18 protein-coding genes are annotated in these 19,913 nt (G+C 70.1%); 3 read left to right on the top strand and 15 right to left on the bottom strand.

Going from position 1 to position 19,913, the window contains the following annotated elements; translation table 11 throughout:
* Nucleotides 1–38: 38 nt before the first annotated feature.
* The 7 genes from GA0070606_RS33785 to GA0070606_RS26720 all read right to left on the bottom strand — a co-directional run bounded on the left by GA0070606_RS33785 (nucleotide 39) and on the right by GA0070606_RS26720 (nucleotide 5,631).
* Nucleotides 39–1,040, bottom strand: a complete 1,002-nt coding sequence (locus tag GA0070606_RS33785; RefSeq protein ID WP_141721826.1) for an N-6 DNA methylase — start codon at nucleotides 1,038–1,040, stop codon at nucleotides 39–41.
* Nucleotides 1,037–1,414, bottom strand: coding sequence for a hypothetical protein (locus tag GA0070606_RS26745; protein WP_141721824.1), 378 nt, complete (start codon nucleotides 1,412–1,414; stop codon nucleotides 1,037–1,039). The genes GA0070606_RS33785 and GA0070606_RS26745 overlap by 4 nt, the downstream gene beginning before the upstream one ends.
* 29 nt (nucleotides 1,415–1,443) lie before the next feature.
* A complete protein-coding gene (locus GA0070606_RS26740) occupies nucleotides 1,444–1,755 on the bottom strand; it encodes a hypothetical protein (RefSeq protein ID WP_091105701.1) in 312 nt (103 codons plus the stop codon).
* 164 nt (nucleotides 1,756–1,919) lie between these two features.
* Complete coding sequence (locus GA0070606_RS26735; protein ID WP_091105699.1) at nucleotides 1,920–2,504, bottom strand: hypothetical protein; 585 nt, start codon at nucleotides 2,502–2,504, stop codon at nucleotides 1,920–1,922.
* Nucleotides 2,505–2,685: 181 nt separating this feature from the next.
* Nucleotides 2,686–3,021, bottom strand: coding sequence for a hypothetical protein (locus tag GA0070606_RS26730; RefSeq protein WP_091105696.1), 336 nt, complete (start codon nucleotides 3,019–3,021; stop codon nucleotides 2,686–2,688).
* Between the two features lie 8 nt (nucleotides 3,022–3,029).
* The gene (locus tag GA0070606_RS26725) at nucleotides 3,030–3,857 is read right to left on the bottom strand and encodes a hypothetical protein (protein WP_091105693.1); all 828 of its coding nucleotides are present in this window, start codon (nucleotides 3,855–3,857) and stop codon (nucleotides 3,030–3,032) included.
* A 64-nt stretch (nucleotides 3,858–3,921) separates the two neighbouring features.
* Nucleotides 3,922–5,631 carry a major capsid protein gene (locus GA0070606_RS26720; protein WP_091105691.1) on the bottom strand — a complete coding sequence of 570 codons (1,710 nt, stop codon included), beginning with the start codon at nucleotides 5,629–5,631 and terminating at the stop codon, nucleotides 3,922–3,924.
* A 373-nt stretch (nucleotides 5,632–6,004) separates the two neighbouring features.
* Here GA0070606_RS26720 and GA0070606_RS26715 point away from each other — a divergent pair, with 373 nt between their 5' ends.
* The gene (locus GA0070606_RS26715) at nucleotides 6,005–6,253 is read left to right on the top strand and encodes a hypothetical protein (protein WP_141721822.1); all 249 of its coding nucleotides are present in this window, start codon (nucleotides 6,005–6,007) and stop codon (nucleotides 6,251–6,253) included.
* Between the two features lie 42 nt (nucleotides 6,254–6,295).
* Here GA0070606_RS26715 and GA0070606_RS32705 read toward each other — a convergent pair whose 3' ends face one another.
* The 6 genes from GA0070606_RS32705 to GA0070606_RS26690 are packed head-to-tail and all read right to left on the bottom strand — an operon-like array spanning nucleotide 6,296 to nucleotide 11,325.
* A complete protein-coding gene (locus GA0070606_RS32705; protein WP_176737427.1) occupies nucleotides 6,296–6,457 on the bottom strand; it encodes a hypothetical protein in 162 nt (53 codons plus the stop codon).
* 14 nt (nucleotides 6,458–6,471) lie between these two features.
* Nucleotides 6,472–8,679 (bottom strand): phage minor head protein, encoded by a 2,208-nt coding sequence (locus GA0070606_RS26710; RefSeq protein WP_091105687.1) that lies wholly within the window; start codon nucleotides 8,677–8,679, stop codon nucleotides 6,472–6,474.
* Between the two features lie 3 nt (nucleotides 8,680–8,682).
* Complete coding sequence (locus GA0070606_RS26705) at nucleotides 8,683–8,910, bottom strand: hypothetical protein (RefSeq protein ID WP_091105684.1); 228 nt, start codon at nucleotides 8,908–8,910, stop codon at nucleotides 8,683–8,685.
* Nucleotides 8,903–9,133, bottom strand: coding sequence for a hypothetical protein (locus GA0070606_RS26700; protein ID WP_141721820.1), 231 nt, complete (start codon nucleotides 9,131–9,133; stop codon nucleotides 8,903–8,905). The genes GA0070606_RS26705 and GA0070606_RS26700 overlap by 8 nt, the downstream gene beginning before the upstream one ends.
* On the bottom strand, nucleotides 9,130–11,007 hold the full coding sequence (locus GA0070606_RS26695; RefSeq protein WP_091105678.1) for a hypothetical protein: 1,878 nt from the start codon (nucleotides 11,005–11,007) through the stop codon (nucleotides 9,130–9,132). Before GA0070606_RS26695 ends, GA0070606_RS26700 begins: the two co-directional genes overlap by 4 nt.
* Before the next feature lie 3 nt (nucleotides 11,008–11,010).
* Nucleotides 11,011–11,325, bottom strand: a complete 315-nt coding sequence (locus GA0070606_RS26690; RefSeq protein WP_091105676.1) for a hypothetical protein — start codon at nucleotides 11,323–11,325, stop codon at nucleotides 11,011–11,013.
* A 74-nt stretch (nucleotides 11,326–11,399) separates the two neighbouring features.
* Between GA0070606_RS26690 and GA0070606_RS26685 the strand changes: the two genes are divergently transcribed.
* Nucleotides 11,400–13,043 carry an RNA-directed DNA polymerase gene (locus GA0070606_RS26685; RefSeq protein ID WP_141721818.1) on the top strand — a complete coding sequence of 548 codons (1,644 nt, stop codon included), beginning with the start codon at nucleotides 11,400–11,402 and terminating at the stop codon, nucleotides 13,041–13,043.
* Nucleotides 13,040–13,636, top strand: coding sequence for a hypothetical protein (locus GA0070606_RS26680; protein ID WP_141721817.1), 597 nt, complete (start codon nucleotides 13,040–13,042; stop codon nucleotides 13,634–13,636). Before GA0070606_RS26685 ends, GA0070606_RS26680 begins: the two co-directional genes overlap by 4 nt.
* A 43-nt stretch (nucleotides 13,637–13,679) precedes the next feature.
* Here GA0070606_RS26680 and GA0070606_RS26675 read toward each other — a convergent pair whose 3' ends face one another.
* Both GA0070606_RS26675 and GA0070606_RS26670 read right to left on the bottom strand, forming a co-directional pair.
* Complete coding sequence (locus tag GA0070606_RS26675; protein ID WP_176737426.1) at nucleotides 13,680–16,991, bottom strand: DEAD/DEAH box helicase; 3,312 nt, start codon at nucleotides 16,989–16,991, stop codon at nucleotides 13,680–13,682.
* Nucleotides 16,988–19,912, bottom strand: coding sequence for a DUF1156 domain-containing protein (locus GA0070606_RS26670; protein WP_176737425.1), 2,925 nt, complete (start codon nucleotides 19,910–19,912; stop codon nucleotides 16,988–16,990). Before GA0070606_RS26670 ends, GA0070606_RS26675 begins: the two co-directional genes overlap by 4 nt.
* Nucleotide 19,913: the final 1 nt, after the last annotated feature.

Here is a 19,913-nt window from a genome sequence, read left to right as displayed (position 1 = left end):
ACGCGGTGGGCCGTGTAGCGCGTCACACACCCGGCCGGTCAGAACAGCGAGCCCTGCCGGTACACCGCGTCCGCGTCGAACGTGGACGAGGCCGGCGCGGGCGGCGGCGGGGGCGGCGGCTTCGGCCGCGCCTTCCGCATCGCCCGCTCCAGGTCGCTCTCCGGCGTCGGCAGGTCCAGCAGCTGCCGCACCGCGACGATCTGCATGGCCTGCCGCCACGCCGCCTGCATCTCGTCGATCGCCACCTGGCGGTCCCGCAGCGCCTCGTGCATCCAGGCGTCCTGCAACCCGTCGCCGCAGCCGACGACCACCCGCCAGCCCAGCCCCCACAGGTGCAGGTTCACCGCGCACAGCGCCGCCGCCAGCGGGTCGAGGTCGTTCGCCCACCACTCGCACTGCGTGGGGTCGAGCCCGTTCTCCCGCATCGCCTGCGCCGCGCCGAGCAGCATCGTGCCCGTCCCGGCGCACGGCTCCAGGACCCTCGCGCCCTCGTTCGGCGCGACCATCCGGCCGAGCAGCAGCGTCACGCTCTCCGGCGTCAGGAACTGCCCGATGCCCTTGCGGCCGCCGTGGCTCTTCATCGTCTGGAGCAGCATCCCCAGCAGGTCCGTGTCGCCCCAGCCGTCCGGCCCGAACCGGCCGAACACGCCGCGCCGCAGCGCCGCCTGGCCGACCGCGTGGATCGCGCGCTGCGTCGTCTCGTCGGGCTCCTCGTCGATCCAGTACCACAGGTGCTTCGTCCGCGGGTTCAGGTCCGGCCGCAGCGCCGCGAACTCGCACCACAGCCGCTGCACCAGCAGCCAGAAGCCCTCGTGGTCCAGGCGCTCCGCCGCCTCGCCCAGCCGGTCCAGCTGCTCGGCGTCCGGCGCCTCCCGCGCCACCAGCGCCAGGGCGGCCACCACGCTCATCGGCACCTCGATCCGCGAGCCGCCGTACCGGCTGTGCCACGCCTCGTCGACCGCCTCGGCGATCGCCCGCGCGTGCTCCCTCGGGTCGCTCGGCACGGCGTTCGCGCGCCGCGCCACCGTCGTTGTCGTCATGCTCTTCCTCCACGTGAACTGCCGGCAGCTCTCCCGCCGGCGGGAACGGCAGCGCCCCCGCAGCCAGCACGGCTGCGGGGGCGCTCAGGCGGCTCAGACCAGCCGCAACACCTCCATCTGGGCAGGCCCACCACCGTCTCGCAGGTCAGGTCGTAGAAGTCCAGGCGCACGCTCCCGCCCAGGTCCGCCTTCCACGCCACGGCGGCGGCCTCCTCCATCACCCGCGTCCAGTCGACGCGCGGGGCCCTCTCGTGCCGCCGCTCGGTCAGCGCCGCCAGGTCGAACGACACGACGTCGCCGTCCTCCACCTCGGACAGCGCGACGACCTCCCACTGCTCGGCGCTCGGCTCGGCCTCGATCAGCTCGACGGTCATGGTCAGCTCCCTCTCTCTCGCTCGCTCGGTCAGCAGTTGCCGCACACGCCCGACGCCGGCAGCTCGCAGAAGCAGCTGTCGCACAGCCGCTTGCGCACCGCCGCCACCTCCGCCGCGTTCTCGGCCGCCTGCTTCTCCCGCGCCACCCGCTCGCGCTCGGCGTACACCCGCGCGTTGTGCTCGCGCGCCGCCCGGTTGTTGGCCAGGCGGGCACGCTCCTGCTCCTCCGTCTCGCGCGGGAACAGGCCCTCGCCGGCCACCAGGCGCTCGCGGTAGCTGGCGGTCAGCGCGTCCAGCGCCTCGATCGTCCGGGTCATCTGGTAGCTCATCTCGCGGGCCATCGGGCACTCCTCACGCAGTCGGGGCGGCTTGCTGTACATATTCATTGTATGCGACCGCCAGGGCCGCATACAAGTTTTATGTACGCCTCGGACTGTGGAGCGGGCCACACAACGACGACGCCCCCCGCGCCCACGTGGGGCGCGAGGGGCGTCGGGCCGCTCGCTCAGAACGACTGGTTGTACACCTCGTGCGTGTAGCAGTGCCAGTAGAACTCCTGGTTGTCGAAGCCCCGGCACCCCACGTGGTCGTCCGCCTTCGCCGGCGGCACCTTCGTCACCTCGGCCGCCAGCAGCACCCACGTCACCTCGTTCTCGGCGTCGACCACGAACGCGCGGCCGTCCACCACCTGGCTGACCTTGCCGCGGTGCTCCCGGCCACCCAGCGTCCAGGTCACCTCGTCGCGCTCGGCCAGCTCCGGCGCCGGCTTCGGCCGCGCAGCCTTCACGCTCTCGGCGACGAGCGCCAGGGCCTGCCGCCGCTCGGCCACCTTCATCAGCGCGCCGTCCACCGCCGCCGCCTTGTCGCTCACGGCGGCCAGCAGGTCGCCGCGCACCGACGTCCGCAGGTCGCCCGCCTTCGCGGTCACCACCGCGTCCTCGGTCGCGCCGATGAGCTCGCGAGAGTGCCGCGCCAGCTCCCGCTCGGCCTCCACCACCGCCCGCGCCAGCTGGGCGATCAGGCCCCACTGGTCGGCGGCCTCGGCCTCGACGCCGAACTCGGTGGCCAGCTCGTTGACCCGCTTCTCCATCTCTCAGCCTCCTGTAGGGGTAGCGCGTGACGTACATATTCATTGTATGCAAGTTTCAGTGTCGCGTACAAATTTTATGTACGCCTCGGACCGTGGAGCGGGTCACACAAAAAGCGCCGCCCCGCCTGGCACGGGGAAGAAACCAGGCAGGGCGGCGCGGTCCGGGGCGTGGGGCTACCAGTCAGCTCCGCGTGCGCGAGGTCGACCGGGACGCCTTCGTCGACGGCTGAGAGGAACCGTCCGCCGACTTGGCGTGCGCCCCGGACCCGTCGGCCCCGGCGTCAGCCGACGTGCCTTGCGCGGTCGTCGCCGGCTGCTCCGGCGTCTCGACGAGCTGCCGCCCGTCCCCGGAGCCCAGCACCTTCTGCGCCAGGTCCTCCGGCACGTCGAACGCCAGCCCCACCGGGCCGTCCGTCGTCGTCCGCACCTCGTCGTGCCGTTCGTCGCCGGCCGCGTCGAGCAGCTGCTGGGCGAGGGCCTTCGCGTCCTCGCGGTCCTTCGGGTAGATCAGCGCCATGTCTCCTCCTACGCCGGCACGCCCGGCAGCTTGACCTTCACCGCCGCCACCGCGCAGCTCCACCCCACCGTGTAGAACCGCTCGGCGACCGCGAACACCTCGTTGTCCGTGCGGTCCAGGGCCTCCGGCAGCTTCGGCAGGAACACCGCCGACCGCCGCACCATCACCGGCCCCGTCGCGTACAGCCACGCCTCGTCCGCGCCCGGCTCCACACCGCCCGGGCCAACGCCGGTCGTCTGCGCGAACACCAGCGGGTTGCCCAGCGGGGCCACCTGCCGTGGACCCTCGATCCGCGTCAGGCTCTTCCCCGCGAACCAGCCGGACGTCCACCGCGGAGCCCACACCGCCCCGAGCGCACCCGACTTGTCGCCGATGTGCTCCTCCAGCAGGCCCACGCCCGTCTCCAGCGGCACCGGCGCCGCTGCCGAGCCGGCCAGCACCTCCGTGTCCGCCTCCGCCAGGAACACGTCGTTGCCGCCCTCGCCGGTCCACACGTAGTGCTCCAGCGACTGCTGCTCCACCATGCCCATCGCCCGGCGAGCCCGGTCCAGCAGGTCCGGCCGGGCCACCGACCGGCCGGTCAGCCCGGCGTACAGCCGGATCACGCCGGCCTTCACGCTCGGCACCCCGTCCGGCAGCGCCATCGGCGCCCGCGCCGGGTCCGAGGCCGCGGCGGCGCTCGTCGGGGCGGGCGCGTCGACGCACTGCGGCTCCCACTCCACCCCGGCCTGGAACTCGCGCTGGTCGGCCGGGTCGACCACGGCCGCAGCCGAGAACAGCCCGAACCGATACGGCGTCGTCGCCGGGGCGTCCACATACACCAGGGGCTGCGTCACCCGTCATCTCCTCCGTGGCGGGGGGCCGCGCCCCAGCAGGGCGCGGCCCCGTCAAACGGGTAGCTCAGACCGCCGAGCAGTCGAACGCCACGGTGCTGCCGGTGACGCCCGTCGGGCACAGCGGCACGCTCACCTTGTAGGACACGAAGCACCGCTTCACCAGCAGCGTCGCCTGCTCGGTGAACAGCGCGATGTACTCGTTGTCCTTCAGCTTCGTGCTGTCGTAGACCGCCGACAGGTCGATGATCGGCTTGGAGCCCTTCACCCACGTGCCCGGCGCATAGATCAGCAAGTCCGCGGTGCCCGGCCACTGGCCCGGGGCGACGCTGCCGCCGAACCCGTTGCCGCCCGCGTCGGCGTACCCGTCCTGCCAGTCGTAGACGAACTGCGGGCGCAGGTGCCGTCGGGTGAACCACGCTGTGATCTGCTCGTCGGTCACGTCGAGGTAGTTCACCCCGGCTCGGCGCGACATGTCCGCCCGGATCCAGTCGATCAGCCACAGCGGCGCCACGCACTCGAGGAGCTGCCGGCGGCCCAGCCGGTACCGGTACCGGTAGTCCGTCGCGGCGAGGGAGATCGCGCCGAGCAGCGCGGTGGTCGTCTCGTCGCCGTCGACGTCGCCGCCGAGGGTCAGCGCGAACTGCGTCGACTGGCCGGGGGCGGTGGCCATCCGCTGAATCACCCGTGCGTTGATCTTGTGCTCGTGGGCCGTCAGCGCCCGCCGCACCACGTCCCGGGTCAGCTCGGGCCACACCGCGTTCTGCACGATGTCCTGCTCGATCTGCACCCCGTCCACCTCCAGGCGCGTCTCAGCCCAGTTCACCGTCGGCACCCGGTACGAGGATTTCTCCACCCCCGCGGTGCTGTCAGCCTCGGTCTGCACGAAGCCGATCCCCGAATACAGGTCGCGGAAGTCAAGGTTGGCCGGCACCTTGATACCGCCGCCGCGCGGGATCGTGATGCCCGGAAGGTCCAGCAGGCCCTCGGTCGTCTCCAGGCCCTCGCACAGCTCCCACAGCGTCTCCGACGGGGCACCCCAGCCGCCGGCCGCGACGAGGTTGCCGCCCGACAGCCGCGACTCCGACGCGGCCAGCTCCACCAGCTCCATGTCGGTCAGGCCCCTGCCCCCGGCGACGAGCGCCCGGTCGACGGGCAGCTCCACCCGGGCCACGTTCTGCTTGATGCGGGTCGCGACCCCCACCCCACGCGGGAAGCCGGCGAACTTGTCGTCGAACGCCGACGCAACCTCCGACACGGAGGAGAACACGTGCCCGTGCGGGACGTTCGGCACGTCGGCCGCCGCCTTGATGACCGCCGACTTGCCGGCGCTGGTCATCTTCGGCTTCGGCTGACGGCGGGCCGCCCGGCGAGCCAGCGACGCGACGACCGGCGTCGGCTGCTGCTGCGCAGGTTCCTCGGCCGGCGTCTCGTCGGCAGGCGTCTCCTCGGCCGGCTCCTCCTCAGCCGGCTCCTCCTCGGCTTCGCCGCCGTCGCCCTCGTCACCGTCGCCATCGCCGTGCTCCGGGGCGCCGTGCACCGTTGCGGTCAGGTCGTCCAGCTCGGCGGCGACCTGCTCGGCCGCCTGCTCGATCCGCGCCTGCTCCGTACGCACGGACTGGACGAACGCAGCCAGCTCCCGCAGCCGGGCGAGGCCGTCGGCGTCCAGGGACGGGTCGTCGCGGAGAGCGTCGAATGCCGCGACCGACTGGTTCTCCAGCTCGGTCAGCGCGTCGAGGTCGAGCCCGTCGAGGCTCGAAGGGATCTCAAAGTCCACCGTCGGCTCCTCAGCACGGTAGGGATCTCATCCCCGACCGGCCCGCAGCCAGCATCGGCGGTTCAGCGCACAGCGTAACGCAGCGGCGGGCAGTTCCGATCAAGGCTGCGAGCGCTGCACGATGGGGTCGCGATGCGTGGCATCCCGGCTGCGAACCGGGATGCGCATTGCGCGGGCGGGCGCAGCTCACCAGCGCCTACCGATAGTCAATTCGAAGCACACACCCGGGAGGTATCGCCGGCCAATCCCCTTGCCCTGCCAAGGCAACCCCTTCGAGCGACGAAAGGTGGGCCTCTGGACATGCCCATGACGGTCAGCTAGGTCCGCAACTGTGGGAGTCGCCGCGAGCGCGTACGCCGCGGTCACTCCCCTGGTGATCCCGATCCTGCTCATTCTTCTCGCATTCCTGCTGGTGAGGCGGGTCGAGAAGAGCGGCGGGTCCATCGAGATCGACTGGAAGGCCGTTGCGTTCCGCATCAAGATCACATTGCAGCGAAAGGGCAACAGCGGGAGTGCTGAGGCCCAGGAACAGGTAGCTCAGCCCGAGGTGACGACTGCGGCGGGCGTGCCGCAGGCCATCGAGGGCGCCGCCGAACCTCCGAGCGGAGGTGGCGGCCCATGACATAGACGTGTCGGGGGCGGTGCAACAGCACCGCCCCCAGTGTCACCTCTGCACCTGGCGGATCGTGCCGCCGCCGCCCCTCTTCACGTCGGCGATCTCCGCGTCCGTCTTCGACGCGAACTCGCCGCTCTGCCGGCCGTCCTCGTAGGACAGCACCCACACCGTCGCGCCCACCTTGCGGGCACCGCACCTGCCGCACGCCATCGCCTGCTCCTCCCCTACTTCACGTGCACCTCGGCGGCCAGCGCCGCCACCAGCGTCCTGCGGTCCCGGCCGATCGTCGCCGCGATCCGCTCCGCGTTCGCCGCGGTGGCAGCCCGCTGCCGCTCGGCGGCGAACCCGGCGGCGACCGCCCGGCGCACCGCCGCGTCGAGGGCGGCCGGCGACAGCGCCGCCGTCTCCCGCCGGCCGGAGGCAGAGTCCGACGGCTTCCAGCCGGCCCACCCGGAGGCGACCATCGCGTACGCCCGCCCGCCCGACGACCGGCCCCGCACCACCGGGAACCCGCCGACGTTGACGCACAGCGCCGCGACGAGCTGCCGGGCGCCGCCGATCCACCGCCAGTCCCCGGACAGCGGCGACCGGCGCAGCAGCTGCACCTGCTCCTCCGTCGCCTCCGGCACCAGCGACCCGGCCACCCACGTGCCGTGGGCGTCCCGGCCCGCGCGCACCACCGCCACCTGCGTGCCGGTGTCGTCGTAGTGCTCGACGGCGGCCGCCGCGCTGGCGGACAGGTCGGCGTGCCCGGTCGCCGCCGTGATGTGTCCGACCGCGACCAGCTCCCCCTCGGCCGTCTGGATCTCCGGCCGGTGGAACCAGTCGAAGCCGCCCTCGTCGGGCGGCATCACGCACTGCCCGCCGGTCAGGAACGACAGGTGGCAGTCCCTGTCGGCGAGGTGCCCAAACACCTGCCCGTCCGCGGTGACCGTGATCGGCGTCAGCTCGGCCAGGCCCGGGTCGTCAAACCAGGCGCGCGGCGGGTACAGCGGCGCGACCTGCTTCTTCCTCGCCGCCGCGCCGGACGCCGCGACCGCCTCTTCCTCCTTCGGCTCCTCATCGGAGGGCTCGCCGTCGGCCGGCTCCTCGTCGTCGACCAGCTCCAGCTTCGCCTCCATGAACGCCTGCGTCCCGACGAGCGTCACCGCCATCACCCGGCCCTTGGTCACCGTGATGCACGGCTCCTCGCCGGCCTCCATGAAGGCGTCCCACTCCTCGTCGGACATCTCCTCGATCGGCTTGCCGTCCGCGTCGGTGAACACGAACTCGAAGTCGTCTAGGTCCACGCTCGGGAACAGCACGCCCTGGCGCAGCAGCTCCAGCGCCTCGCCCAGCTCCGGCACCGCGTCGATGAAGTCGCCCGCGCCGACCAGCTTCGACTTCTGCACCTCGCCGGTCACGATCCGGCCGATCGTCACCGCGCCCTCATGCCCCGGGGCGTCCTCGCGGGCCCACCGCAGCGCCAGCGGCAGGTCGCGGAACGACCACTCGCCGTCCGCCGCGAAGATCCGCCGGTCGCCCGACTTGGCACCCAGCGGCGCCAGCGTCCCCTTCCACGTCGCCATCTGCTTGCCACCCTTCGCGGCTGCCGCCGCCGTCACCGTGATGTCCAACCCGGTGGCCCGGTCACGCCGGGGCCACGGGTGCTTCGGGACCACAGGCAGGGGCTCGTCGGCCTCCACCTCGATCATCGTGCAGCGGCAGTTCACCGTCTGCCCGGGCGGCGCGGCCGGGTCGCCCGGGTACCGCATCGGCACCCCGCCGACCATGAACACGCCGTCCAGGGCGACCCGCTGCCCGTCGGCGTGCCGGTGGTCGTCCCGGGTCCGCTCGTCGTGCGTGGCCACCCACACCTTGTCCAGCTTCTCGTCGAGCGCCAGCTCGGCGGTCAGCCACGCGGTCAGCGTCCCCGCGTTGTACGCGCCGATCGTCTCCGTCCGGGCGATCGTCACCGCCCGGTCCTCCCACGACCGCTCGCCCAGGATCCCCTCGATCGCGTCGCGGATGCGCGGCACGCTCGCGCCTTCGCCGGTCAGCTCGGCGACCGCCGCGACGACCAGCTGCCACGCCGAGTCCGGCACGCCGGTCAGCCGGTTCGGCAGCGCCGCCAGGTACTCGTCCTTCAACTGCGCCACGCGCAGCAGGTCGACGTCGCCGCCCGCGTCGGCCACTCCCTCGAGGAACGTTTTGTCGACGGCCGGCACCAGGTGCACCGTCATCGCCTCGAACCACGCCTGCCCCGCGCCGGCCAACGCGCTCGGGTCGGGCGGCAGCGCCGCCGCGGTGACGACCGGCAGGGCCTTCGCCCGCGCGTCGGCCAGCCACGTCCGCAGCGCGGCCCGCGCCGCCCGCAGCACCCGCCGCTCGGCGGCCACCACCCGCGCCTCGTGGTCGAGGCGCAGCGGCAGCCACGGGTCCGGCTCGGCCACGGCTCAGCCTCCCGCCGGCGGGTCCGCGACCACGGCGACCTGCACGCCCTGGACCTGCACACCGCCGTCGGGGCGGGACACCGGCAGCCCGGCCGGGCTGCGGATGAGCCGCTCCAGGATCAACACGTCGTCGTGCAGCTCCAGCTTCACGAAATCGGCGCCGAGGTCGATACCCACCGACGCGAAACACTCGCGCAGCTGGGTCAGGGTCACGCTCTCCGGGTCAGCCATCGGTCCTCCTCCTCGCGACGTTGCGTCGCGCCACGACTTCCGGGTCACACACGTGGCCGGCGTCGGTCAGCGGCGGCTGGTCGCCCTCCCACAGGTCGCCCCACCATCCGCAGGTGCGGCAGATCGTCCACCCCAGCCGCTCGCAGCCCTTGCCGCGCCCGGACCGCTGGCAGGCGTACCCGTGGGCGGCCACCAGGTCCGGCACGAGGATCGTCACGCTCATGCCGGCACCAGCTCCCCGGCGACGGTGGCCGCCAGGTGCTCGCGCAGCTCGGCGACGTCGTGCCGCGCCCCGGTCACCAGCAGCCCGCCGACGTACGCGGTCAGGGCCGCGGTCAACTTCTCCTGGTCGACGCCAAGCCGCGCGGCGATCGCCGGCACCGACGTCCACGCGCCGTCCAGCAACCGGGGCAGCGATGTCGGCGCGGACTGCCGCACCGTGTGGTACTCCCACGCCTTCAACCCGTTGTGCCGGTACCGCTCGCGGCCCAGCACCCGCTTGCCGGCGATCTCCAGCGCCCGCAGCGCCAGCACCTCGCACGCGGCCACGAACGGCTCGCTCAGCGGGTCGGCCCCCGCAGCGGCGATCGCCGCCCTCTCGGGCGGGCCGCGGTCCTCGGTGTCGCCGGGCGGCGGCTCCTCCGCGGTCGGCTCCCCCTCAGCAGGCGGCTCGCCGCCCGGCGGGAGCTCCGGCTGCGGGGCCGGCTTCAACGCCTCCGCGTCGAGGTCGACGGACACTCCGGCGACCTCCAGCAGCCGCTGCACGAGCAGCGGCCCCGCCGCCGGCACCGTGCGGATGATCTCCAGCAGCCGGCGCAGCTCCCGCTCGTCGTCGGTCGGCTTATCGCCGTCGCCGAAGCCGGTCTCCCGGCGCAGCGCGTCACCCGACAGCTCGCCGAGGCCGTACAGGTCCTTCGCGTCCGCGCCCTTGTCCGGCGTCTGCGTCAGCTCGCTGGTGTCGTACCAGACGATCCACTGCTTGGCGTCGGCGACACCGGGCGCACCCTCCAGCGCCGGCCACAGCATCTGCTGCGTCAGCGCCGCACAAAACAGCTCCAACTTCGACTCGACGTGGTACTTGATCGTCGCCTCGTCGGTCATCCAGGCGCCCCAATGGTTCGCCTGCGTCATGCCGAGCAACATCTCCGGCGGCGCGTCCAAGCCGAGGGCGAGCCGACGGATCGCGCCGTCCAGCATCGACGGCACCGTGGCCGACAGCTCGGTGGCGAAGCTGAGCAGCCGGGCCTTCTCCAGGTGCTCGGCGGGGCCCTGCACCACGATCGGGACGAGAGCTGCCACGGAGTCGCGGTCCTTCACCGCGGTGGTCATCGCCTCGGTCAGCGTCGCCAGGAACGACGTCACCCCGTCCTCGGCGTCCTCCTCCTGCTCGGCGGCGGCGAACGACAGCTCGTTCGGCAGCAGCAGGATGCCCGCCCCGGCCAACCGGGAGTCGATCTGCGACTGGACGTACTGCGTTAGCCGCTCGATGAGCCGCAGCACCCGCCGGTTGGCCTGCACCTGCGACTTCGGCAGGGCGTGCTTGCGCGGGGACGGGGCCCAGATTCGGACGATGACCGTCTCGTCGGCTTCGAGCTCGCGCGGCCCGTCGCCCTGGTCGAGCACGTACGTCCCGGCTCGCTCTTGAAGCTCCTCGGTCGACGCGATGAACCAGCGCTCCCGGTCGGTTGCGTCGCCCTCGGCGTTCTTCTCCGGCTCGCCGATCAGATAGCACTCGCCGGGCACGCCGAGCTGGATCCCGGCGTCGTGCAGCAGCTCGGCCTGCTGGCCGGGCCCGCCGAGGAACGTCTCGTTGACGCCGGCCGGCGCCTGGTCGGGCGTCTCGACCGGCCGGCCCTGCTCGTCGACCTGCGTGATGTACAGCCGTGCGCGGCCCATCGCCTTAGCGATGAGGTCGACGAGGTACGCCAGCTCGCCGCACTGCTCGTAGTGCCGCCACGCCTCGTCCTGCCACTCCTGCTTGGTGACCTTCCGCAGGCTGCCGCTGGACTCGTAGCGCATCTTCGCCGCCGACGCGACGACGGCAGTCGCCTTGCCGACCGCGCTGTCGACGTTGGGCTTCGTGCCCCACCATGCCATGCGCTACTCCCCGGGCTCGGCCCGCACCAGCAGGCCCGTGGCGTATGACAGAGCCAGCGCGACCGTGGGCACGTCGACCCACCAGTAGCCCGACCAGCGGGGGACGTCGGACAGGTGCCACCAGGCAGCGGCAGCCGGCGCGGCGATCCACACGGAAAGGCACCAGCGGCAGAACAGCAGGTAGGCGCATGGGCTGCCCTCGGGCAGCCGCCTCACGATCGCCTCTCGGGGTCGCCGGGTGATCTCGTCGGCGGTGACCAGCCGGGTCACCCGCGCAACGACGAACAGCACCACCACGATCTCGATCAGCTCCGTCACGGATATGAGCATATGCAAACCAACTGCGGCCGGACAGGCGGCGGGATCTTGCCCACCTGCTCTACCGTGTGCCCGTGGCGGATGCGCGCCACCGCAGTTTGAAGAAGACCTGCACCCATCATCTCGACGGAGGAACGAGCGTGCCGATTGACCGCAGCCTCCTGCGCCGCGCGGACCTGCCCAAGGCCGTCGCGCTCGAGCTGTCGTCACGCAACCGACTGTTGCCCCGCCGCTGGGATTACGCGGCCCTCGCCCTGGACTCGTCCGCGGTGGAGACCTGGCTGCGCCCACAGCTGCGACGCGGCCCTTCTGGAAGAAACGCCAGCATCGTGTTTGCGGACAAGGGGTGGCGAGGCGTCCGGCCGCTGCACGTCATGACTCTCGAGGACAGGGTGCTGTACCGGGCGCTAGTGGAACTCATCAGCGAGGCGCTGCCGGAGCGGCTGCGCAGCCGGGTGCCGATCGAAGAGTTCCGACGCGCGCCACTCGGCGTCCAGGGCACCCAGTACATCAGCAAGACAGACGTGACGGCCTACTACGAGTTCATCGACCACGACGTGCTGTGTGCTGAGCTGATCGCACAGACCGGCGAGGAGCTGGCCGTCGACGCGCTGGCCGACCTTCTGGCTTCGGTTCTTTGCCGCCGCGTCGGGCTGCCGCAGGTGCATCCTTCTAGCGACGTCCTGGGCGATGCCTACATCGACCCAGTTCGCAGGCGCCTGCTGCGCCGGGGACATGCCGTGTCTACTTACTCTGACGATTTCCGGATTGCCTCTCCTTCACTCGGCGAAGCCCGCACCGCGCTGGAAGCGTGCGCGATGGAGGTCCGGGCCCTCGGCTTGGTGCTCAACGAGCGCAAGACCTACACCTACGGCGTGGAGAACTACCAGAGGTCTCTGACGTCGTTCGCCGACGCGGAACAGCGCCTGTTTGCCGACGACGAGGCGCCCTTCGACGGCCTGGGGTTCCTAGACCCAGACTACGGCGAAGCTGACGGCGACGCTGAGGCCCCATTGATGCTCGGCACCTCACCGTTGGGCAGCAGTGTTGATGAGGACGAAGCGCTCGCCACGGGCGACGAGGAAGCCTCGGAAGAAGTCAACCCGCAGCGTCTCCGGGCCGCGCAGCGGGCGTGGGAACTGTGGGTAGCCGAGGACGAGTCCGAAGAGACGCAGGCTGGCCAAGACGCCGCGGTCACGCAGTCTCTGCTCGGCCGCGCCTTGCCAGCGCTTGGTGCGGCCGGCGACGACGGTCCGCTCACCTTGTTATCCGACTTGCTCCGCTATGAGCCCGCTCTCACGCCACAGGTGGCTTCATATATCGATGCATACTCCCAGAAGAGCCCGCGCGCGCGGACCCAGATCCGCAGCGCGCTGGACGAAGCCGTCAGCGGCGACATCCTCAGCGCATGGCAGGCCATGTGGCTCGCACACGCTGCTGGCGGCTTGCGGCGTGCACGGAGCAGACACGGCCACGAAGACTGGCTCGCCGAGTGCGCCGCCGACGGCCACGATGGCCTAGCTGCCACCGCCGCGGCCGCCTTGGGGCGAATCGGCCGAGGAGACCCCGACCTGGTGGCAGCCGCTGTCGAGCGGGTCGGCCCGGAATGGCGGCGCCTGGCCTTTTGGGGCTTGATTGGCCTTGACCGCGAGAGAGCCGAAGCCACAGCTGACGACGAGTTGGACCGCTTGCTGCTCACTGCCGCGGCCCCGCAATGACCACCCCGGTCCCGCAGGTCCCATCGGCCGATGCCGAAGCGGCGTCGGCGCTGCTGTTCCGCACCCTTGGCGCGCACCGCTCTGCGGTCGCGGCCCTCAAACCGCGGCCGCGCCCGCGACTGCGGACTGCGCCAGATGGCGATCCGATCCAGGACAGATGCCAAGCCACACTGGTGAGGCTGCTGTCGATCACCGAGGCGTTCGCGTCGGACATGCTGTCGCGCGAAGTCGACCGATCAGTCGTGGGCACAGGGAACGCCACCGCCACCAAGGTGGCCGACGAGGCCGTCATCCGCGGCACTAGCACCTGGCAAGATCAAAAGAAGTCCTATAAGGACTGGCTCGGTGTCGGTGAGGACTGGAAGGCGGTAGAACGACTAGCCGAGGCGCGCAACGCCGTAGCCCACGGCCTGGGGAAGCTGACGAGGCGCCAGCTGCGGAGCGAGAATAGCGTCAAGTCGAAGCTCAAGGCGGCAGGCATTACAGTCAACGACAACAGAATCGTGCTCTCCGACGACAGCCTCGCAGCAGCCGCCTCGGCGTGCCGCGACTTCATCGAGAGACTTGACCTGGCGGTCCAAGCGAGAGCTTGACCATAGGTGCATGCACCTGCCCGCGCCACGTACCCCTATACGCTCACCCCCCGTCGCACGCCTGGCGCGGCGCCGGCAGGATCGCGTCACCCGGTGTAGCTGCCTCCAGCCGTTCCGCCAAGGCTTTCGCCTCCGCGGTTCCCCAAGTGAACAACGCCACATCGCGCTTACTCGCATCGACCACGGCACGGTCAAAGGACACGAGCTGCGGCGGCGCACCCGGGAGCGCGAGTTCCCAGGCGCCCTCCTCGGTGGGGTCGGCTGTTAGCCACGGCGCGACGGCCTTGTTGCCGACAATGGCCGCGGCCAAATCGGCGAGGGTGTCGGATGGGTGGAGCTCGGGAACGGACAGGGTCTGCTGCTCCGCATCCGATAGGCGCACGTCGCCGCTGGTGGCCTCCTGCACTCGGTCCCGAATATCGCGGGCGGCTTGGGCCGCTGCGGCGTCCCGCTGGGCAGGGCCGGCAGCCATCGCCGCTGCCTTGATCGCCGCCTCGGTGGCGGCGAGGACCGGCTGGGCATCGCCCACGATCTCCGTAAAGTCACCGAAGTCGTCCTTGATGGACGAGTAGATCGCCTGCTCGACGGTGTCAGCGTAGAAGTAGTTGCTGATGGTCACGACCTCGTGCGAGGCACCGATCCGGTCGACGCGTCCGATGCGCTGTTCCACCCGCATGAGGTTCCAGGGCATGTCGTAGTTGAACAGCCGGCCGCTGGTCTGCAGGTTCAGACCCTCGCTCATGCTGTCGGTGCCGAGCAGGATGCGGATCTCGCCCTCCCGAAACAGCTGCTTGAGCTCGTTCTTCGTGATCTTCGTCCAAGTGGACGTGGCGGGGTCCCACCGCTCGCCGCCTCGGCCGGAGTAGCACGCAACGCGCTGGTATGGGCCAGCGAGCCGGTCTCGTAGGTAGTCCATCGTGTCGGTGTACTGCGTAAACAGCACGACACTGTCGTAGCCGCTAAGGAGAGCCTCATTGAGGTCGCCGTAGAGCTGCTCGGCCTTCGTGTCCTGACCGCCGAGCGCCTCTATGTCAGCGATGAACGAGTCGAGTTCGGCGATCTCGGCGGCCAGCAGATCGGCCGAGATCGGGTCCGCGACGCCAGTCAGGTCGACTCCGCTTTCGTCGTCTTCAGTTGCTGTCTTGTCGTCAGGATCGAGCAGCTCGGAGATGGCGAGCGCCCGTCCGGCGGCGAGCGCATCCCGGCGCCGCTTGAGCGACAACCGGACGGCCTGGAAGCTGCTGGTCAGGCGGCGCCGGTACACCGTCATGATGAAACCGAGGGCTCTGGCGGCGGGGTTGCCTGGGCCGGCGGCCATGTAGGCGTTGTAGTAGCGACTGATGTAAGCATCGATGCGCTCGTATAACGTCCACTCGGCCGGGGACAGCTCGATGAACTCGTCGCGGATCGTGCGTCGCGGAATGATGAGGTCGGCGGGTAGCAGACCCTGCTCTTGGTAACGGCGCATCGTGCCGCGGGTATGCCGGAACACTCGGTCGCGCATTGGCGTGTGGGCCCGCAGCCACTCGTCGGCGAGTTCGCATTGTCGGATCTTCCACCCGAGGACGCGTTGGCGACTGGGCGGCGGCGGCTGGTGCAGCCGCAATATGCTGCGCGAGACCACCGGCCCTAGCTCGCTGACGACCCGGTTCCTCAGCGGCTCGTCGGCGGCGGCATCCGGCGCGTCGAGCTCGTCGCGGAGCATGCGCGACAGGAGCGCCCAGTCACGGTCGGCGTGCGGTCGGCGGAGCTCGGCGAAGTACCGGACGAACTTGTCCGCGGATTCGGACCACTCGCCTGGCAGACCGAGGAGTTCGATGAGGTCCCACGCCTCGTGCGGTGCCATCTGCATAGGGGTGGCCGACGCTAGGTATAGCGCCTTCCAGGACTGCTGTGCCTTCATCGTCTGCAGCAGGCCCAGCAGCGTGTTCGGCGTGCCGTTGGCCTTCAGCCCGCGCCGGCGGGCGTGGTGCGCCTCGTCAACCAGCACCACGTCCCAGCTACCGGCGAGGACCTGCGCGCGCCGATCGGCGCGCCGCGCCAGATGGGAGGACGCGAGTACGACCGGGAACGCCGTCCACGGGTTTGCGGTTGGCTCGGACGGGACCTCTCGGTTGTGCCGATCAAGGAACACGCCGCCTTCATACCGCGGTACGTCCAGGCTGATCTTCTCGTGGAGCTCCTCCTGCCACTGCGACATCACGCTTGCGGGGACCAGCAGGAGCGCCGTCTCAGCCCGGCCGGACAGGAGCAGCTCGCGCAGAATTAGCCCCGCCTCGATTGTCTTGCCTAAGCCGACCTCGTCCGCAAGCAGATAGCCGCGCGGGTAGGTCTCCACCGCCCGCACCGCGATGAGCTGCTGGTGCGGCAGCGGCACGGCCGCCGCGCTCGCCACGCCCACCATGGTGCGGGACAGCGGAGCGCGCAGAATCTCCAGCAGCCTGACCCGGTCGGCCTCGACTGCATTCTCGTCGGCCTTCGAGTCCTCTGCCGGCGTGGAGGTCCAGCCCGGCGCAGGGCCTCCGCCCAGCGGGTCGTCCGGCACGTCGAAGTCGCGGAGCCGCGGGTCGGGGTCCTGCGCGGGCGGGGTCCAGCCAGCCGGAACGATGTTGATGAGACCCTGCCGCAGTGCAGTCGGAACCGGCAGCACTGCCCAGCCCGTGTCCGGCGTACCGTCCCAGTGCTGCTCCAACCGGCGAGTGACATCCGCGCCGTACAGCGGCCACACGGCGTCATTCCACGACCAATAGACGTGGAAGGTCTCGTGGTTGCCGGTCCACCCGGCGACCGTTTCATTGTCGCTGCCAGAGAACGCGACCTGCCGGCCAAGCGCATCAGTGAACAGCCCGTACTTGGAGTGGAAGTAGCGACGGGCCTGCTCCGGCCGCAGCGGCTTGCCGTCGCTGTCAACCGGCACCCCGACGCGGAGCTCCAGCAAACCCTCGCGCAGCATCCATGCTAATAGCCGCAAGTGCTCCTTCTGAACGATGCTCACGCCTTCGGTGAGCGGTTCAAGGCACAGTCGCTCGGCGACGACCTGGTCTAGCGGCTCGCCGCGCAGGACGGCGTCGACGTCCTCATCGGAGAGTTGCGCGCCCACTACGAGCTGCATCTTTCCTCGGCGGGCGGCGAATGGCGCGAAGCCAGCGGCGGCCCGCGCCAAGACCTGCGCGCTGAAGTAGCCGACGAGCCGCTTGTACCCCGTCGCACGCGCCAGCAGCGGCACGTAGAACCGGGTGAGCGGCTGCTCGCCGGTCGAGTACGCAACCCGCAGCGCGACCTGGGTGAAGTCCGACTCCGGCAGGGCCTGAGCTACAGGCCCTGCCGCAGGCACTGTGAAAGCCGGCTGGGTCACGCGAGCAGGTCCGCGAGCATGTCGCCCTGCACCAGCGTCTCCTTCTTCGCCGGATCGTGCGGGACAGTCACCTGCGGGAGATAGGCCGTGACGAGCCGGTCGAGGCTGCCGGCGAGCGGCAGCACGAATGCGCCCTTCGCCTTCACCCGAGGTACTGCGTTGACCAAGGCTTGCACTGCCGCGACGAACCGACTGTCCTTCGATAGGCCGACGCGGTCCATGATGGCCTTCGCGTGCGCCAGACCGTCCTCGTCTGCGACCAGGCATACGGTGTGCACCGCGTCGATCAGGCTGCCGAAGGACGCAGCCTGCGGGCGGACGCCCGGCAGTTCTTCGTCTCCCGCACGTGGGCGTACCCGCTCCTTCGGGCTGAGCAGCCGCACCGTGCCGGCCTTCTTCTCCACGATCTTTGAGCGCTGGAGTTCGTCGATGTCGAGGCCACCGACGGCCAGGGCCAGCCGGCGTCCTTCGTCGAACGTCGCGGTGTCGTCCTTCACCACGTCCCAGAACGCCACGACGAAGTCCGTCAGTGGGTCGAACTCGATCGGGTGGCCGACGAGGCGCGCGCGCTGGACACGCACGATTTCCGACCGGGCGATGCCTAACGCCTCCTCGGGGCGAAGAAGTCTAGCGCGCCCGCTCTCATCAGCCTCGCTGCTATGTACCGGCCAGTGCTGGCTGACGACGCCGAGCGTCGGGCCATAGGCCGACAGCAGCAGGTCGACGCCGTCAATGCCGTCGGCGCGGAATCGCTCGACGGACTCGCGGGCGACCTGTCTCACCTCGCCCTCGATGTCCTCCAGGTATACATCCACGGCGGTCGCCGCCTGCAAGCTTCGCTTCCGGCAGACGAGCATGATCGTGCTGGCCGCGGAGTTCACACCGGACTGGTGGAGTGAATGCTCCGCCTCCGTGTTGACGGGCCACGATGCCTCGATGGTGAAGCCAGCCTTCAGCAGACCCATGCCGAGCGTGTCCCACGCCTCCGCGCGCTTGTGCGTAAACATCACCGTCAGCACGCCATCGTCACGAAGAACACGCCTGGCCTCGCTGAAGATGGCCGTCATCTTCGCCTCGTAGTCCGCGTCGGCGAGAACTCGCGTGCGCTTGCCCATGTGTGCAAACCGTGCGACGTTGGCGACGGCCTCGTTGTCCTTATCCGCTAGGTCCCCGGCGAAGAACTCCGGCATGATTCGGCCGATCGTCCGCTTCTCCCACACGTAGAAGAAATCACTGAGCTCGGCGTACATGACGTTGTCGTAGTATGGCGGATCCATGCAGACGTGAGCGATGCTGCGGTCCGGCAGCGACAGGGCGCCAGCGGAGCCTTGCGTGACTGTCACTTCGCGGTGTAGCCGGGTCTTGCCGTCGATGGGGTCGATGCCCGTGTTCGCAAGCAAGCTGGCGACGCCCTCGTACGTCCGGATCGCCTGATCCAGGCACCAGGGATAGAGCTCGGTGGCTCCCTCGAACTCGGCGAAGGTCCACTTGAACGAGAAGTTGTGCTTTTCGAAGACCGACCGCATGGTCTGCTTCGGGGTGTGCCAAGAGCACAGTCGGCTGTTGTAGTTCAGCGCCTTGCCCTGCATCATGGCCAGCACGTGCAGCACTGCGTCGGCGTTGTTCGGCGCTACCGACCGGACCTCGCGCGCGAGCTTGGCGAACTCCTCAGCGAAGGTGCCGTGAACCAAGAGCTGGCGATCCGTGAAGAGGTCAGCCCAACGAAACATCCCGTACATCCGATGGCCGCGGTCATAGTTACCTTCAGCGATATCCTCCGTCGGCAGGTAACCGTTCGCCTCCCACTCCCGGCGGACCCGTGCCAGTTCCTTGGACGCGGACGCGATGGCGTCCAAATCGGCGGGCGTCGGGCTGCGGAACGAGCGCTTGCCCTTGTGGTCGCGGAAGGCCACCGCGTACAGCAGTTGAGTCATTCGACCCGCTTGGGCCTCGGCCTTCACGTACTCGCCATCAACGACCATGCCGCTGTACGGGCTGAGGGCTGCGCCGCGCGCGATGAAGCCCTGACCTGCGTCATGCCGGTCTACCGCATTACCCTGTACGACGACGAATGTCGGCTCCCGGAGGTCCGTGCCGTCCTCCGTGGTCGTGACGGCCTCCACGGCCACCTCAAACCCCGGTGTCTTCCGCAGCCACTTGTCTGGGAGCAGAGGGATCAAGCGGCCGGTACGTGGGCACGCGATCGCGTTTACCCAAATGAAGTTCGCTACCTGCTCCCCTCGGCCGGAGGGAAAGTACGGCTTGAGGCGATCAGTGACTCGCTTGACGAGGACCTTCCCCCAGCGGTCTAGGTCCTCGGCGATGTCGAGTCCCCGTTCCGCCGCGAGCTTGACGCCTGCGGCGAGAACGGACGCTGCGACGCCGTTGAGGTCGTTGGCATAGGTCGGGAGACCCAGCCTCGCCGATGCAAAGGGGATGCTTCCCCCACCGGCTGTCGGATCGGCAACCTGCGGCAGATCTCCCCATGTGTGCGCGAGCACCTTGTGTAGCAGCTCGATGTCCGCAAGAGGGATGGGGTTTCGGTAGGCCTGTCGGTAGGTGAAGGGGTTGTCTTGCAGGGGCACACCGCTCGCCTTGGCATGGTCCGCTGCTCTTTGCGCCGTGATGGGGTCGCCCCAGATACCGATGAGCCGCCTGAACCAGGCTCGATACGCAGAGCTGTCCTTGAGGTGTTCGCTCGAGATGGCGGACGCGAGTTCCTGTGACCAGGTTGGCAGCAGCCCGCCGAGTACCACAGCGGCGCTCGCGACGAGTGGTCGACGTGCCCACCACACGTGCAGGAACGAGAGCGGGGGGAGAGCATGCACCGCCCCCCGTTCCCGGCGTGACTCGATGCTCAGTTCCGCAACGGGCAGCCAGTCTTCGATGAGTACGCGATTAGAGCTGCTTCCAGTGGACACG

It is taken from the genome of Micromonospora citrea, from assembly GCF_900090315.1.
GTDB classification, from domain to species: domain Bacteria; phylum Actinomycetota; class Actinomycetes; order Mycobacteriales; family Micromonosporaceae; genus Micromonospora; species Micromonospora citrea.
Note: the sequence above shows the minus strand (reverse complement) of the source record. Positions and strands in the feature narration are given on the sequence as shown.